The following is a 17619-nucleotide window of genomic DNA, read 5'->3' as shown; positions in this document are numbered from 1 at the left end:
TATTTACTGCGTCGTGTGGTTGCGGATTCCTTGCCGCTCCCAGGCATTGGCGATAATCCGGAAAGGCACCCGGTAATCCGCCTGCTCATGGCCTTGCCCGGCCGTTTTGTTCAAATAAGGAAAGCCTTTGTCAACGCCAAACCGAAACTGCACCTGATAGTAAACCGCATAGGAGCCGCCCTTTGCAAAGCCGTGCTGCTTGTCTCCCATCAACGGTGTATCTACGCCCACCTCGCGCGTCCCCAGCTTGGACGCTGAAAAGGACTGTCCGTCCCAGCGCTGGTTTGAAAATGCTTGCAACGAAAGCAAAGACTGCAATGGCGTCTGCCTCCGTCCCGTCTCGGATATCCATGCTTTTGCCGAAACAATCAGCGGAAACTGGCCGCTGACCGGATGGCGGTGACGCTCCTGCAGTTCCACGCGCGCCAAAATCCGCTCGCCCGCATAAAAATCGTTGGGCGCACTGTCCTTATAACGGTCGCGCGCATGGTATTCTGACCATTCCGGCGTATGCTGAATGAAGCTTGTCGCATTCGGCTCAAACACCTCAAAGCTGCGCTCTCCCCCTTTTACCGTAATCGTGTAGCGACCCGTCATCGAGCGGACGGCAGTTTGCGCTTCGCACGTTTCCTCGTCCTCCTCGTTTGTGGAACACACATCGTAGGTCAGCGTAAAATCAATTTTGTAATCCATGGCAATGACAAAGCCGTTGATTTGCGCTTTGTATGGCTGATTTTGCAGCACTTGTCTCCACGTCGTTTGGGTGGGGACATGCGTGCCCGTGTACAAAAAGTCTCCCCCCATGGACGTACTGGCTACCTGCCATTGCTGCGGGATTCCCGGACCTGTCACTTGTAAATCCAGCAGAGCGGGCGTGTAGACAGCAAGGCTTTTGGCGTCTGTGATCCAGCCGGGGCTGGCCGTAACGGCAATGTTTTTGACGTCCTCCCCGCTGACCGCCTGCTCCAGTTGCAGCTTGTATTCCGTAATTTTTTGATTGATCTGCTGCTGCGTCTTTTGAAAGCCTTCGTTGATTTTCGCCTGATCGATCACTACGCGAATTTTGGCTGGCTCGCGTTCCCATACGCCATCTGCTTGTACCGGCAGCTTTTGTAACTGGCGATTCTCGCTGTCGTATATCTCCAGCCCGATTTCGCCGCCATCGTAATTCTCCCCTCCCCCGGGAGGCTGCGGGATATTTCCGCCGACGATCTTCACAGGCCATTGGGCGCGGTTATCTGGCCAGATCGTTTCGTTATCCGGTTTGTTCTTGGACGGATTGATATTCGCAATGAAATCCTCTGTTTTTTGCGGATACTTGGTTGGTACAGTGATTTTGCGAACCTCGCCTGCTTTAAAGTCATTTACATCGAGAATTGTTTCTTTTGTTGAACTTTCCCATCTGATCGCCAATTTTGTATCGTGTGTCAACTTACCAGCGTTTTTCACGCTGAAAGTAATCGTCGCTTCCGTTCCTGGCGCTTGCGGATCGCCTGGATCAATGTCGAAGCTGCTCTTGACGATCAAAAGGTTCTCTCCATCTGGACCCGAACTACCCTCACCAATTTTTACAAAAAAGAATCCGTGGCAATTTTCATCTTCGTATGAGTCGATTTCGACTTTGTACAGTCCATCCAGAAGTAAATTGTTTTCAGATGGAAAAGTAATCCAGTGATCCTCGCCAGGTTTTCCTGAGCTGGAAAGAGATTTTCCATTTCGTGTTCTTTCCCACTTGCCTGTGCTTTGATCGAACCACTTCAACATGTACGAGCTATCTTGGCTCAAAAACATGCGAAACCTGTACCCGCCTTGTGTTTCATCCGCAGCCAGTTCAATCGTTTCACCTCGCTTTATATTTTTGCTCCATTTTTCGTCATGGAACATCGTTTCAACGGATACAAGAATTTCCGGGCATTTGCGATCTGATACGATAGGGAAGGTCAACTCACCTACACATCCAGTCTCGGACTCAAACATGATGAGTATGGTATCACCGACGTCAACATCGCTTGGTAGTTTAAGATCGAACTTTTGATTGGCAGGTACTACACGATCGGTCAAAGGTATCTTTTGTCCATCCCGTTTCAAGTACCATTTTCCCGACAGCTTCGTGGAGAAGCCCATGTTTGTCTCGTAGTGATCTCCTGCATCAGTGAAGTACCTCATATAGACAGGTTCAGTGAGTGTGCTTGGACCGTTAGGAGAACTATCCAGCGCGTCTCCTTCGGGTGAAAAAGGATTCGGGTATTGCCCATGGACAAAAAACACGACTTTTCGAAGATCAGCTATAGAGCAGGATGCATCTTTTACAACGATTGTTATTTCGAAGTCGCATTCAGGTTTACCATTCCATTGCGATGCGGAGTAGTTTAACCTGAGTTTGTATGTTTTTCCTTTTTCAAACACGACTTCAGGAGGATATGGCATATTTAGTTTTTCAGCGTTGTATGGACGCCACCTGTCTTTATCGTCGTACTGGCCAGGCAAAGTGACGACGCTGCCATTTGGTTTCGTAACGTCCCACATGATTTCTGCCGGCCCCGTTTCACCGTTCTTATCTGTATAATTGGCCTTGAAATACAGAGTGTCTATCGGCAATATTTCAATCGTATGCCCGTTACGAATAACAGAATTGTTTAGGGTGATGATGGGGCATTTATCTTCGCCGTCTTTGGCTTCTACGCGAAAGTATTTTTCCCAACACTCGGTCCCGTCGTCGCTTCTGTAAACTACCTTTACTCGTCCAGATGAGCCTATACTGCCTGTTCCGACCTTTTTGTTCCCTCCGGAACCAGTAGCCATTGGTGAACCATTCATCGTGAATGTGCCGTTTTTCTTCGCAAAAACAGTGATCTCTGCATTTTTCTCTACCACGATATCCGATCCACCGCTGGAAACAGCCGTATGATTTTTTATGTCTTTGTCGCCAACTACCTGAATATCCATTTTTGTTTTCGTTGTTTCTATGGAGCAGGATGGATTTGGATCTGGCTCTTCTGGATCAGGTTCTTCCGGGCCGGGTGTTACTTCCCCAACGGTAAATTGAGCTATATATGGAGTAGAAACGCTTATACTACTCGAACCTTGACGGCTCCGCTGGTGCAAATCGGTAATCGTCAAAGATACTTCGTACACTCCTGGCTCCGTCGGCTTATACTCGGTGTTTCTGTAGGTCCAAGTGTATCCAGGCGGATTGCTCGTTTCACTTACAGTAGGAACGGTGCCGCTTGGATCGCGGAAATCTTTGTTGGACAGGAAGCTTTTATAGCCACGGCCTGTCGTTTTATTGATTACGCTTAACGACCAAACAAAAATGCCGCGGTCATAGTAAGAATAGTCCGTGGCATTTGCACTGATCGTCACTGTTTCGTTGACGTTGTATTTTGTTTTGTCGGTCGTTACCGCGCCTGTCGGCTGCGGCGTTGTCCGGAAGTGGCCTAGTGACTTGTAACCGCCATTTCCATCTGGTATCAGGTTATCGCCTTTGGTATAACCGGCACCACCAGATGCAGCAGCCAGTTCCGCGAGATTGTAGGCTTGATAGGGTGGGATTTCATAATTTGTTTCATTGGTTACTTTTTTACTGTACACATTAGCTGATCCACCGAGAATAAAGTTGGGATTTCCTCCAAACCGCTGTATCCAGCGTGGAGCTTCATCACCATCTACGAAATACCAACCCTTATCCGCTTTTTCGTCTATATCTGCAAATCCTAAAACGGATTGCCCATCAACACTCCCATTCACTTCAACTTGTGCCAATGTTGCTCCTAGTTGCCCTGGGATCCCTTCAATAGAAACTATAGTGAATCCATTTTTTGGAGCAAGTCGCTTGTAGGAATCAATAGTTGCTAGTTTGATTCCGTGTAAGTTAGGCGCAGCTTCTGTCATTGATGGTTGTATACCCAATAGCCCTATGAAAAGACAAAAAGAAAGTATAGAAAAAATGATTCTCCTATGCCTCCACATAATATTTCTCATGTCAGCACCCTCAACTAGCGATAGAATTTTTTTGTGCGATTTTCCCGATCAAATTTGGGGAGGTTGGGATACCAATATCCACCCGCTGATGTTGAGTCCTTCGCGTTAATTACTTGAAAGGTTAATGATTTCACTGAATTGACAGGAACCGCGAATGATTCATTATTTAAAAATCCGTTTAATCCATCAGCTTTTGTGTTAAACATGGCTCTTATCAGAAAGTTTCCATCTCCTTTCGGAACTTTTCCAGTGATTTTTCCATTGACCACCTTCAAGCTTTTATGGAACTCATCGGCGTATTTTTTTCCTTGTTCAAGTTGCCATTTATCCTGCCACATGAATTGTAAGATTTCAGCAGCGTCACTTCGCAGCACAGGCAGATCCTCGCGAAATTTCGGTTGGCCTCTTGGTGCGGGCTTCATCCAGCCCCATGTTATCAAAGCACCAGTGTTTGTTAAATCGGGACTTTTTTCACCTCTATATGGCCTCCAAGTATTAAAAACAAGTAGAGCTGCTTCTTCTTTGGTGAGCGGCTTATTCGGATCAATTTTTACATTGTTCAGTATGCCTGCCTTTACAGCTCTTTCATAGCTATATTTGGCCCAGTGCCCTGCAGGTAGTTGCGGTACTGCTGCCGTTTCCTTTACGCCTCTGATGGCAACCAGGCTGGCCACAAACTGACCTTGCGTAATTTGATTATTGGGATAGAACTTACCGCCACTCAACCACAAGTAGCCTTTCTGTATGCCGAAATCAATAGCCGCTTTAGCAGCATGCGATTCATAGTCTTTATTTGTCGCAGCAGCTTGCACGGAATTTTCAAAGACGACGCCAGTAACACTCGTAAACGTGAGTACACTTGCGAACAGGCAGGACACCCATCTTCTTTTCAGCATTGAACACTCCCCCCATTCCTTATTTTACCATCTTTTTCAATCCGGAAATATATGAATTGAACCGATCGCATTGCACAAGTGGCAGCCATAGTAAGCAAAAGCTCTCAATTCATTCTTCAGTTTGGAACCGCAGTTCGGACAATACTGCATGGTCAATCGCGCATGTTCCTTTCCAAGTATTCCCGGAACGCACTCTCTGGGACGTCGCCCTCCAGCTTATCGATCACTTTCCCATCTTTGAGCAAAAAAACTGTTGGAGTTGCTGTAGCCCCCATTTCTGTCGCTTTATCCAAATCTGCTTGTTTATTTACATCCAGCTTTTCTACTTGCCAGTCGGGGTAGTCAGCCATCACTTTATCGAATGTAGGTGTAAACGCCGTGCAATACCCACAGTTTTCGCTAAAAACGTAAACGATCCTCGCCTCCCGCGCGCTGGCAACGGCCAGCCAGGCCAGCGCGACAAGCACAAAAACGCCGCAAAACAGGCTCCACCGCCACAATTGCTTGCTTCCTTTCATCATCTTCCCTCCCTAGATACTACTGAATCAGCACAAAAATGATCGCTATGCTTTTGTCAAAGAACGATGCTCGTATTATGCAGCGACGCCCTGAGACAAAAAAAGCCGACCCGCGATGTGGTCGACTGCAAGAAAAAAACGGATTCTGTTGAAAAAAGACAAAAAAAATGACGTACCACAACTGTAGTAAGTTCGTACGCCGTGCTGGTCGGTCTATGCATAATCGGCTACATCGGTTTCGTGCCGTCTCCTTGCACCAATGAGCGCAATTCCTCAATAAACGCCTGACCCTTCTGGATTTCCTCCTCGGTGTAGCGCTGCTTGCTCTTAAAAGTAAAAATTTTGCCCTTCATTTCTTCGTAGGGCAAATGGCTGAAGTACAGGATGGTGGATACCAGTTCAAGAAAGCGGGAGTTTTCCTCGTTCATTCGCAAAATGGCCCGCTCTCCCAGCCCGAAGTCGACTTCGTGAAAACGGAGGAAGTCGCGTCCCGTTTCGTTCAGAGAATAGCGGTACATGTGAATGGCGCCCTTGCTCTCCACCTGCTCGTCCAAAAGCCCCATGTTGCACAGCTCGTCCACCCTGAGCGTCAGTTCCTCCGAATACGGGCCATACATGTGAAACTCGTAGCGCTCATCGAAATCCATCTCCAGATGTTTTCCTATGTACACCATTTTCTGCAATTTTTTTCGCCCGCTCACTTCGCCGACAATTTCGATCAGACGAATGATCTTGGCGTGACGATTAAGCATCCTCCATCACTCCCAGACGTTCTCGAATCTTCCGGGAGAGCTCCCCCGGCAAAGCCATGACTTTATCCAATGGAAAGTACAATTTGTAGTCAAATCGCCGCTTTCCGCTAATGGCCTGTACAATCTCAGACTTCTGCGACAGTTCTACCAGCTCGCCGGAAGGCATCTGGAGCATAATCGGAATCCGCTCCTCTTCTTCTCCGGCACGGTAAAAATCATACGGAAGATCGGAGGTCGTGTCTACCTCCAAATAATACATCGGGTCGATGCCCGCCTGTTGGAACTGCTTTTTCAGTTCTGCCAGCAAGCGGAAATCTCTTGGATTATATTCGACGTATTTGAAGAGATTCCTGTCCAGAAAACGGGCGCATAAATCTTTCAAAATCGGGTCGTCTTCCTTGCGCCAAAGCTGCATGTAAAACAAAATGACCGACTCGTCCAACGCCAAATAATCGGCCAGCTCCACTTTTTCCTGCAAAAACGGCAGCAGCATGACCGGCTCCTGGGAAAACGCGTAGCCGTTCGCAAACAGCCACTTGGCCCGCTGAAAAATTTTGCAAAGCACGACTTCCGCGCTGCGCGTCACCGGGTGGAAATAAACTTGCCAGTACATTTGGTAGCGCGACATGATGTAGTCCTCGACCGCATGCATTCCGCTGAACTTGAAGACGATCCCGTCCTCCTGCGGCCGCATGACGCGCAAAATGCGCTCGATCTCGAAATTGCCGTAGTTGACGCCTGTGTAGTAGGCATCCCGCAGCAAGTAATCCATCCGATCCGCGTCCAACTGACTGGAGATCAGGCTGACAATCAACTTGTTGTCGTATGTTTTGTTGATGACTTCCGCCAGCTTCTTCGGGAACTCTTCATCCAAACGGCGCAAAATCCGGTTGATCTGCGTGTCTCCCAGCAAGATCGCCCGCGTCCAATCCTCGTGATGGTATTTGAACACCTTTTCAAACGAATGGGAAAACGGCCCATGCCCGACATCGTGGAGCAGGGCTGCGCACAGACACAGCAACTTTTCCTCATACGTCAATTGAATCCGGCCTTCAAATGTCTCCAAAATTCTCCGCATCAGCTCGTACACGCCAAGCGAATGGTTAAAACGGCTGTGCTCTCCACCGTGAAAGGTAAAAAAGCTGGTGCCCAGTTGCTTGACCCGGCGCAGACGTTGAAATTCTGGCGAGTTGATTAAGTCCCAAATGAATTTGTCCCGCACGTGGACGTAGCGGTGAACGGGGTCTTTGAATACCTTTTCTTCATGTAGAAGCTGGGGCTGTTGCATCCTGGACACTCCCTTCCTGTTTTGCGTTCTCTCTCTATTTTCTATGAGTACAGTATCGTTGATTCTATCATAACACACGTCTGGGTGTGTTTCTTGCGGCAAGCAAACTCTTGCAAAAATTTGAAAAATGTACCTTTAGTATAGATTAATAGTCGTATAAATAGGAGGAAAAAAGGAAAAAAACCTCGAAAAATCACGAAATAATACCTAGTCACAGAGAATCACTCCACTTTATGTCCACCTGCATTTCCGGACAGCTTATTAATGGCAATGCTCCTGCTGCCGCTGATTGTCTCCTAGGGACAATTCATCGCGTCCAGCTTCTGGAAAAAAACGTCCCTGTCGCGCTCTGGCACAACCTTTTGTGGCAGAAGCTGTTTTTTTTCGTGGGCAGCCCGCTCTTGCTGGTCGTCTCGCTTCCCTTGCTGTAGTTCATCGGGTGGCGCAGGGCGAAAATGGCACATGCCCAATCGGTAAGCAATGTCCTGCTGCCGCTCGTGCTCGCCTCCCCCTTCACAGCCAGCAACCAAAACGAAACAGCGGCGTCCCTGTCGCAAATTGCGCGAGAGACTGCCGCTGCTGTATTTTCCTTACATCATCTCTGCCTCCGGCCCGTACAAGTCCGGACGCTTTGCCGCTTTTTTCGCCTGCTTTTTCAGCTTGCGCTGGGTCAGCACCGTGTAGAAGGACGGCACGACTATCAACGTCAACAGCGTCGAGAACAGCAGGCCGGAAATGATCGTGACGGCGAGCGGCTTGAACAGGACGTCGCCGGAAATCGCGAGCGGCATGAGACCCGCCACCGCAGTAAACGAGGTCAGCAAAATCGGCCGCAAGCGCGCCTCGCCTGCCGAAATGACAGCTTGCTTCAGCTCTGCCCCTGCATGCCGCGCCTCTTCGATGAACTCGATGAACACAATTCCGTTGCGCACGACGATTCCCGACAGCGAGATGACTCCCATCATCGTCATGAAGCCAAGCGGGGTCTGGGTCACGAACAGTCCGATCAGACTGCCCGCTACCGCCAAGTAGACGGTGCTCATGACCAGCACCGGGATGGACAGCGAGTAAAATTGCATCGCAATCAAAATCAAGATCAGGAACACGACGAGAATGGACAGTTTGCCCATGTCGATAAAAATATCCGTCTGCTCTGACGTTTCCCCGCCGATGTCAATGCGATAGCCTTCGGGCAAAGACATGCTGTCGAGCATCGGCTGAATTTCCGTCATCACTTCTGTTGCCGTGCGGTTTTTGACATCAGCCGATACCGTTACGCTCCGCGACAAATCGCGATGCGGAATCGCCTGCGTGCTGAAAGTCGGCTTTACTTCCGCCAGTTGCGACAGCGGAATCAGCTCGCCACGGGCGTTGGCGATGCTCAGACGCTGAAACAACAGAGCAGGGTCTTCTTCGCCTTTTTGCAGGAACAGCTTCATGTCGATCAATTCGTCGCCGGTGTCGAACTCGCTGACGCTGATCCCTTCGCTGACCAACCTGAGCGTCGTCGACAGGTCCGTGTAGTTGACCAGCTTTTGCTCCATCAGCTCTTTGTTGACGACAAATTCAAGCGTGTAGCGCTCTAGGCCGAAATTATCCTGCACGTCGTAGGTGCCTGCAATCCCCGCCACCTTGTCTTTGATTTGCGCCGCAAGCGAGCGGAGCGTCTCGATGTCTTCCCCGTACACGCGGATGACAACCGGCTTGCCGACAGGTGGTCCCGCCTCCAACTGCTTAGGCAAAACAGTCGCTTCCGGGTACATTTTCTTGAACTCTTCCGTCCAAGGCTCCAGCATGTTTTCGATCTTCGTTTCCTTTTCATTAAAACGCACGACGAGCTGCCCGACGGTGATGCCGCTTCCCGCCTCTGTGTCGCCGCCAAACATTTTCGGAGCGCTGCCCCCGGCGTAGGAAGCGACCGATTCGATTCCATGCTGCTTCATGATCCAGTCGGATACACCCCGCACGACCCGATCTGTCTCCTCCAGACTGCTCCCTACTGGCACGCGAATATCTACGAGAAACTGCGGGCGGTCATCGTTCGGGAACAACTGCACGGGAGTGAGCGGAATCAAGCCGTATGCGGCCGTCCCGATCAAAACGCCAATCATCCCGGCCAACAGCGGACGCTTGAGAATTTTCGGCATCAGCTTGCCTGCGTACCAGTTCGTCAACTGCGTCAGTTGTTTGCCCAGCAGCCCCGCAGGCTTGCGGTACCCTTCCGCGCCTGCTTTGCGCCGCTCTTCATACCATTGCCGGAAAATCGGAATGATCGTCAGCGACATAATCATGGACGCCAGCATCGTCAACGAAATGATCGCCGGGACGGGGCGAATGAACTGGCCTGCGTTTCCGTTCAAAAACATCAGCGGGGCAAACGAGGCAATCGTCGCCAATGTCGCGGTCACAATCGAAATGGACACTTCCCTGGCGCCGTTGACTGCTGCCGCCAGCGGCTTTTCGCCCAGCACGGACAAGCGCCGCTCAATGTTGTCGTTCACTACCACGGCGTCATCGACCAAAATTCCCAACACGATAATGAGCGAGACAATCGAAATCATGTTCATCGTGATGCCAAGCGACGGCAAGAACAAGAGCCCCACCGCAAGCGAAATCGGGATCGCCAAAGCCACGACAAACGAAGTAATCAGGTTCAAGCCCAGCGTGCAGACGAGCAAAACCGCGATGACGGCAATAATCATTTCCCGGGTAAGATCGCTGAACAGCTCATCCACGCGCTCGTTTTGGCTGTAGATCGAATGTCTTTCCGCCCAGACTGGCAGCGATTTGTCCAGCGTCAGCATCATTTCGTCCACGCGCTTTTGCAGCGATGGCACGTCGCTTCCTGTCTCCGCATTGATGCTGACCGAGATCGAAGGCTTGCCGTTGTAATAAGAGACCGATTTGACTGTCTCCGTCGTCAGCTTCGCCTGCCCGATGTCCTTCAAATAGATCGGGAAGCCCGCTTGTGTGCGGGAGATCAATACGTTGTTCAGCTCTTCCACATTCACGTTTTCCGCCAGCTTCAATTGATAAGTGCGTTTGTCGGTCGTCAAATCGCCCAGCGGGATTTTTTCATTTTCCCGTTTGACCGCCATCATTACCTGGCTCCACGTTATGCCGTATTGGCTCAGCTTTTGCGTATCCACCTCGATGTGAACTTCCTGCTTCGGCAAGCCTTCTACCTGGACGTCCGCCACATTGGGAATCGTGCGCAGTTGCTCTTTCCACGACTTCAGCATGTCGCGCATGCTGTACAGTTGCTCCCGCGAATCTGCCGTCACCGCAAACGTCTGGACAAACGTGCGGTTCAGGTCGTCGTTGATGATCGGCTGCTTTGCATCTGCCGGAAGCTCGGCCTCTGCGTCTTTTACCTTTTTGCGCAGCTCATCCCATTTTTGCTTCGGGTCCACATCGCTTTTCGCTTCCACGATGATCGAGGAGACGCCTAGCGAAGAGGTGGAGGAAATATAGCTCAGTCCTTGCAACTCGTTGATTTTTTCCTCCAGCTTCTTCGTCACCGTCTGCTCGACCTTCTCTGGCGAAGCTCCCGGGTAAATGGTTGTCACGGTCGCCAGGTTGACGATGATGTCAGGCGACTCCTGCTTCGGTAGCTGAAAAAAGCTAAGGAAGCCGACCAGCACGACCATGACAAAAAACAGCAGTGTGATCTTGCGTTTCTTGACGATGTACGTAATCACGGCTGGTTCCCTCCTGCCGACTCAATCGGGTCGCCGTCAAACAAACGGTCGACACCTTTGACGATCAGTTGGTCCCCCTCTTTCAGCCCGCTTTTAATTTCCAGTTTGTCATTGGAAATCTGTCCGATCTCTACCTTTGTTTTTACAGCCTTGCCGCCCGCATTGAGAAACACATGGGCGTCGTCTTTTCCTCGGCTGATAACGGCCTCAACCGGAACATAGACGCCAGCCTGCCCTTTGATCGTCTTGGTCGCCTTGACGACTTGCCCGGCAAACCAGTCGTGCGCGGAGTTGGCCACCTGCACTTCCACACCGATCGTCCCTGTGCTCTGGTTGGTCGCCGGGTATATTTTGGTGACCTTGCCGTCGCGCTTCTGGCCGTACAGATCGAGCGAAATCGTCTCGCCTTCCTTCCAGACGGAAATCTCGCGGTCAGGTACTGGCAGCACGACTTTTAGCGTGTCGATATTGCCGACCTTGTACACAGGAGTCCCGGATCCGACCAGATTGCCCGCAGATGTGAGCTTGGCGATGATGGTGCCATTGATGGGAGAGCGAAGCTGTGTTTTTGCCAGGGTGCTTGCCGCCACTTGTTTTGCGATCACAGCCTGGTTGTAGGTGGCCCGGCTCAGCTCCTTGTCTTCTGGACGCGCCCCCTGGGTCACCAGCGAGTACGCCTGTTGTGCATTTTGCAAATCTTTTTGCGCAAGCGTCAGCCCGTTCTGCGCCGTCTCGAACTCGCTTTGCGAAATCGCCTTTTGCTGATAAAGCTGTTCAATCCGTTTGAAATCATCCTGCATTTTTTGCAGAGCAACCGTTGCCTTTTCGACCAGCAGCCGCGCCTGGGCGATCTCCTGCTCCCGCGCTCCGTTGTTGACCTTGCTCAGATTGGCAGCGCTCTGTTGAACCGCTGCGTCCGAGGAAGCGACCTGCAGCGAATAGTCCTGCGCGTTGAGCCGAGCCAGCACATCCCCCGCCTTGACCTTGTCGCCCTCGTTTTTTGCCATCTCCACGAGCTGGCCGCCCACTTCAAAAGAGACGACAGCCTCTTCCAGCGGCTCCAGCGTTCCAGACAGCTCTGACACCGTTTCCGCCTGTTCCTTTTTGACTGCGGCCACGACGACCTGCTTGACTTCCTTTTCCGGGGCTGCGGCAGGCTGCTGCTCACTGCATGCCGTTGTTGTCAACAATCCCATCATCATTACAGACACAAGCCATTTTCTCTTCATGACTTCCCCCGCTCCTATGTACCATCACACGATTTTGTTTTTTTACGCCCGTTTGATTCCTTCCAGCAAAATTTCTGACGCATGCTCATACAGTTGTTCCTCGTCATTGATGATCGGGGCATCAAGGCTGACGCGGTACTTGGCCATGAACGCATAAAAGAACGTCGAAATGAACATCAAAGCCGCTGTGCAAGGATCAGATTTGGGCAGGTGTCCCTGCTCCTGAAATTCGGCGAGCTTTGCGCTCAGCACGTCTACGGCGGTCATCGGCAAACTGCTGAACAGCTTGACGACCTCCGGGTAATTGTCTGCCTCGACAATGCAAATCATCAAAATTTCTTTGCGCTCCACCAGCAAGTGGTAATACGTCCTTGCATACGTAATAAGCATCTCTTTGACGTTGGCGAACTCGCCCTGCAGCCCTTGCTCCAACTGCTCCCGCACGTCGAGAACGTCTTTGAGCAGCTCTTCGAGAATTGCCACCTTCGTTTTGAAATGGCGAAAAATCGTCACCTCATTAACTCCGGCCAGTTCGGAAATTTTGCGGGTCGTCGCTCCCTTGTAGCCTTTTTGCGCCATCAACTGGCGGGCCGCAGACAAAATTTTCTCCCGCGTCTCCTGCTCCTCTCCCCTCCCTCCAGAAGCCTGATCTATATGTGGGTGATCCATAATGCACCTCCGAACCATGCAAGCAATTGCTTTCATTTTCATAAATTTCCATGCACATTATATCCCGGCGATGCATGCATGTAAATACTTGCATGCGTTCGCAAACGAAAAAATTCACTTCATCTCCCCTAACAAAAAAACAAGCTCTCCCTCAGCTTGTTTTTTGTCCGGCTGCATAGCATCCACCCGCTACTCTAGGCCGTTTGTTGCTTTGCCAGAATGAGTTTTCGCATGCTTTTTTTGCAACTGCTCTTTTCCCAGAGATGTACACCACGGCATATGGCAGCCGGATATCCAAATGCCAAGCCGAAGGTTTCAACCTGTCGGCCTCACCGCTTTACATGCTGCTTGACCTGGGAGTCGGGATCGAGACGAAACTCTTCCGAAGACTCGACCAGCTCAATCTCGCAGCCCGGTCCAATCTCGACGTTTTTGCCGCGAACGACCTTGGCGTGTGTATATTCCAAATAAATGTCATCGCCTTCAATCGTGTCTACCGAGAGGATGAAGGCGTTGTTAAAAATATGCTTCAACAGCTTGTTGAGCGTGCTGCTGCCTCCCTTGCGGACCTCGATGTACTCTCCGCCCATTTCCTTTGCCTCGCAGCCGGCGTGCAGATAGACTTCGATCCGCCCTGCATTCAGCAGGCCGCCAACGGTAAACGCGCCTTTTGCAGAGAACACTTCTGCTTCGCAATCCCCTGTCGTCTTCAGCATGCCGCGCACCTTCACTTCTTCGCCTGTCAGGCTGCCGCGCACCTTCGTGCTGCCGTCTACTCTCATTTTGGTAAAAGACAAGTCACCATCCACATCGAGCTGGCCGTACACTTCGATCGTTTCCAGCTCGGCGTTGCCGCTGATGGACGAATTTCCCTCCACCTTTGCCGATGCTCCCCGCACATTCCCGGCGATGCCGAGATGGCCCGCGCAATGCAGCGTCTCGCACTCCACATCCCCTTTGATTTTGCCAAAGCCCTGCACATCTACTTTGTTATACGTGCCTCCCGAAGCATTCACCGAGCCGTGAATGACGAGGTCTGGCTTGTTTTCGCTCATCGCCCTCATCTCCTATGCCTACAAGATTTTTGCTTTCAACTCTTCTATGCATGCGGCCAAGTTCAGCCGAACCACCCATTTCGTCCCGCTGTCAAAATGCAGATCAGCGGAGCCTTGCACCAGCGCAAACGTGGAAATCCCCATTTTCCGCACAAAAATCAGTTCGCAAGCCTTGCCCTCAAAGCTCGGATAGTGATCGACCAGCACCTGCAACAGCCCGCCGCTCTCGTCGACGCTCATTTCCCCCGTTTTCAACAGCCGATCCAGGACGTAGACGTACAGCATCTGCTCGAACGAGTACACCTCCGGCTTGCCGTAGTACTTTGCAAACAGCTCCAGGGAATGCACAGAAACAATGTTTCGCGCAAGCAGCTCGTCGGAGGTCAGTTGCGTACTAGCCAAATTGGGGGAAAACATGTCGGCCAGCTCATCGAGAGACAAGTCGTCTTTCATGTGAACGATCTTTTCGATCCTGTTCATGATCTGTTCTCGCGGGAAAAAGGTTTCCTGTCCGGTAAAAGTCGCCCGCCGAATAAACCAGTCCTCTGGAATCAGGTTTTTGCGCTTCCAGCGGTACAGTTGGCCGTACGATATCCCCGTCAGCTCCAGCAACTCCTTTTTTGAGATCAGGTTAGGGTCCATGTAAAGCACCTCCAAAAACAATGTAACATAACACTGTTACGTTATTCAACTCCCTTTCGTTTTGCCCATTAGAAAATTTGGCTGAGCCAGGCCATTGACGCGGCCTTGAGTCTTGCTTCTCCCTTCGTCCCCAGTCTCGCCATCTTGCACGCATGCCGGATAAACATCGGCTCTATACGAAAAAAAGGACTTCTGGCAAAGTCCTTTTCTTTTCCTCACACCTATGCAAATTCAGCCTGCAGCAACCGCCTCATGTCTGCTGGCACCGGAGCTTCTACCGCCAGCTCCTTTTCGAGCAGCGGATGCACAAAGCGCAAGCTGGCGGCATGCAATGCCTGCCTGCGCAACAGCCCTCTCGCTCCGCCGTACAGCGTGTCTCCTGCGAGCGGGTGGCCGATATGGGCGAAGTGTACGCGTATTTGGTGCGTTCGCCCCGTCTCCAGCCAGACGCGGACGAGAGACATCCCTTCCGAAGTCTGTTTCACCTCGTAATGCGTGACAGCGTGATCTCCGCCGTCTGTCACCCGCCTTTTCGTCGGATGGCGCGGGTCTTTGCCGATGGGCGCTTCAATCGTCCCCGTGCCATCTGCCAGCCGTCCGCTGACTACGGCCAAATATTCGCGGTGCAGGCCTCCTTCGCGCAGGACCCGGTCAGCCAACTGATGGCCGTAGCTGCTCTTTGCCACGAGGATGGCCCCGGAGGTGTCTTTATCGAGTCGATGCACGGGATGGATGCTGACGCTCTCTCCCCTTTTGGCGAACAGATCAGCCAACGAGTGCAACAATGTTTCATTATGCTCCTGCTTGACGGGATGCACCATCAAGCCTGCCGGTTTGTTTGCGACCAGCAAATGATCGTCCTCATACAAAATGTCCACCGGAACAACCTTGCTGTCCGTGGTCAACGGTTGGGCAGCAAGCTGCGGCGGCGGTTGAAGCTGCTCCTGCCGATCGGCTACGCGCACAGCGATCACATCTCCCGCCTTCACCTGCCGCTGCAAAAAAGGCGGCTTGCGGTTGAGCAAAATCCCTTTGCTTCTCGTCAGCCGCTGCATCATGCGCCCGGATACGCTCAGCTTTTGCCGGACAATTTGTTCCACGTTCATTCCGGTGTCTTCTTCCTTGACGGTGTATTCCATCCAGTCTTTGCGGCTCACGTCTGATCCCTCTGTTCCATGCTTTTTCCCTATTGTAGCAAAAGGACGCCTGACATGCCCGCCTCCCAAATTGCCCGCGCTCCCGCAAGCTGCCTGCAGGCCACAGCAATCTCGGCTGCGCCAAGCCTTTGGCGGAAACTATCGTTGCCAAAAAAACCACCATGCTCGTAGCATGATGGCTTGTTTTTCTCGTGGTTACCCTTTCAGGTTTTCCGGGTTCAGCCCTTGCAGCTCAGGCAGGACAAACAGGCCGTCCTTGCGAATCAGGACGTCGTCAAACCAGATTTCGCCGCCGCCGTACTCAGGGCGCTGGATATTCACCATGTCCCAGTGGATCTGGCTGCGGTTGCCGTTGTCTGCGTTTTCATACGCGCGGCCTGGCGTGAAGTGGAAGCTGCCCGCAATCTTCTCGTCGAACAGGATGTCGTTCATCGGATGCAAAATGTACGGGTGCACGCCGATCGCAAACTCGCCGATGTACCGCGCGCCTTCGTCCGTGTCGAAAATTTGGTTGAGCTTCTCGGTGTTGTTGGCGGTCGCTTCTACGATTTTGCCGTTTTCAAACGTCAGGCTGACATTTTCAAACCGGGTGCCCATATAGCTGGTCGCTGTGTTGAACGTAATCTTGCCGTTCACCGAATCGCGCACAGGTGCGGTGAAGATTTCGCCGTCCGGGATATTGCGCAGTCCGGAGCAGATGACGTTCGGGATGTCCTTGATCGAGAAGCGCAGGTCGGTTCCCGGCCCGACCAGACGCACTTTGTCTGTGCGGTCCATCAATTGTTTCAACGGGAGGAATGCCTCGTGCATCTTTTTGTAGTCCAGGGAGCAGACATCGAAGTAAAAGTCTTCGAACGCCTCTGTAGACATGTTGGCACTCTGGGCCATCGCCGTTGTCGGGTAGTTGAGCAGCGTCCAGCGCACATTCGATACGAGGTAATCGTTCAGCTCTTGCATCACGCTCTGGTGGGCGCGGCGACGGTCTACCGGCACATCTGACATTTCGCTGTCATTGGACGGGCCGTTGATAACGATATACGTATCGAGATCCTTGAACATCGGCTCTTCCCACTTGGCCAGATGGGTCGCCCGCTCTGCGCTTGTTCCCATCATCAGCTCCCGCTGGATTTGCATGTCCAGAACCCGCACAAACGGATAGGCTCCCTTGGCGTACGCTTGCTTGACCAGCTCTTTTGCCAGCGCGTGGCCTTCCCCGCGCACTTCAATCAACAGCGTTTCCTTTTCCTGCAACCGCACGGAATGACTGAGCAGATTTTCTGCCAGCTTGACAATTCGAGTGTCCAACATTCAATCTCCCCCGTTTTCATCATGAACTTAATAAAAAATATTTTACCGAATGGGCGGCGCTTTTTCAATCAGGCTCCGACTCTGTCCGCCTCGTCCTGACTATCATACCACCTGCGAGCGCGCAACGGGGCGGAAGCTGACAGCGCTTGGTACAATTCCAAAAAAAGCGAAAATTTCTCTTGCCTAAAATCATTTCCGTAGAGTATTCTAATCAACAAGAGTTTACCTGTTCAAATATTTTGAAAGACGGGAGTGCTGAGTTCATGGTGTTTTCTGTAGTTATCACTGCTTAGGTAGGGCCTTTTGCTGAGAGGCCCCGCCTCTTACCAACCCTATCTATCGTTTGATACTGCAGGATGCCTGAACCGCTTCCGTCTTTTTCCCGATATGACTGGTGGGTGCCGATACGCGGTGTGAGCAGTT

At 51.5% G+C, this 17619-nt stretch carries 12 protein-coding genes; all 12 read right to left on the bottom strand.

The genetic code is table 11. The annotated features are described in order from the left end of the window. Positions 1-3: 3 nt before the first annotated feature. The 12 genes from AC3WJN_RS05315 to AC3WJN_RS05260 all read right to left on the bottom strand — a co-directional run bounded on the left by AC3WJN_RS05315 (position 4) and on the right by AC3WJN_RS05260 (position 17196). A complete protein-coding gene (locus AC3WJN_RS05315; protein ID WP_237716686.1) occupies positions 4-3891 on the bottom strand; it encodes an ABC transporter permease in 3888 nt (1295 codons plus the stop codon). Between the two features lie 104 nt (positions 3892-3995). Further along, positions 3996-4877 carry an S-layer homology domain-containing protein gene (locus AC3WJN_RS05310; protein ID WP_007786132.1) on the bottom strand — a complete coding sequence of 294 codons (882 nt, stop codon included), beginning with the start codon at positions 4875-4877 and terminating at the stop codon, positions 3996-3998. A 152-nt stretch (positions 4878-5029) separates the two neighbouring features. Further along, positions 5030-5395, bottom strand: coding sequence for a thioredoxin family protein (locus AC3WJN_RS05305; protein ID WP_007786134.1), 366 nt, complete (start codon positions 5393-5395; stop codon positions 5030-5032). A 227-nt stretch (positions 5396-5622) separates the two neighbouring features. Next, complete coding sequence (locus tag AC3WJN_RS05300; protein WP_005830274.1) at positions 5623-6147, bottom strand: YwgA family protein; 525 nt, start codon at positions 6145-6147, stop codon at positions 5623-5625. After that, positions 6140-7435, bottom strand: a complete 1296-nt coding sequence (locus AC3WJN_RS05295) for an HD domain-containing protein (protein WP_005830276.1) — start codon at positions 7433-7435, stop codon at positions 6140-6142. The genes AC3WJN_RS05300 and AC3WJN_RS05295 overlap by 8 nt, the downstream gene beginning before the upstream one ends. A 590-nt stretch (positions 7436-8025) precedes the next feature. Further along, positions 8026-11136: an efflux RND transporter permease subunit gene (locus tag AC3WJN_RS05290; protein WP_007786138.1), complete on the bottom strand. Its 3111-nt coding sequence runs from the start codon at positions 11134-11136 to the stop codon at positions 8026-8028. Continuing rightward, on the bottom strand, positions 11133-12365 hold the full coding sequence (locus AC3WJN_RS05285; RefSeq protein WP_005830279.1) for an efflux RND transporter periplasmic adaptor subunit: 1233 nt from the start codon (positions 12363-12365) through the stop codon (positions 11133-11135). Before AC3WJN_RS05285 ends, AC3WJN_RS05290 begins: the two co-directional genes overlap by 4 nt. 42 nt (positions 12366-12407) lie before the next feature. Then, the gene (locus AC3WJN_RS05280; protein ID WP_005830281.1) at positions 12408-13034 is read right to left on the bottom strand and encodes a TetR/AcrR family transcriptional regulator; all 627 of its coding nucleotides are present in this window, start codon (positions 13032-13034) and stop codon (positions 12408-12410) included. A 329-nt stretch (positions 13035-13363) separates the two neighbouring features. Continuing rightward, positions 13364-14089, bottom strand: coding sequence for a polymer-forming cytoskeletal protein (locus AC3WJN_RS05275; protein WP_007786142.1), 726 nt, complete (start codon positions 14087-14089; stop codon positions 13364-13366). 18 nt (positions 14090-14107) lie between these two features. Continuing rightward, on the bottom strand, positions 14108-14731 hold the full coding sequence (locus AC3WJN_RS05270) for a YhbD family protein (protein WP_007786144.1): 624 nt from the start codon (positions 14729-14731) through the stop codon (positions 14108-14110). Positions 14732-14952: 221 nt separating this feature from the next. Beyond that, a complete protein-coding gene (locus tag AC3WJN_RS05265) occupies positions 14953-15888 on the bottom strand; it encodes an RluA family pseudouridine synthase (RefSeq protein WP_005830285.1) in 936 nt (311 codons plus the stop codon). Positions 15889-16083: 195 nt separating this feature from the next. After that, positions 16084-17196 carry an aminopeptidase gene (locus tag AC3WJN_RS05260; protein ID WP_005830287.1) on the bottom strand — a complete coding sequence of 371 codons (1113 nt, stop codon included), beginning with the start codon at positions 17194-17196 and terminating at the stop codon, positions 16084-16086. Positions 17197-17619 lie beyond the last annotated feature (423 nt).

Source organism: Brevibacillus sp. FW306-2-1A-C05A, assembly GCF_058781555.1.
Note: the sequence above shows the minus strand (reverse complement) of the source record. Positions and strands in the feature narration are given on the sequence as shown.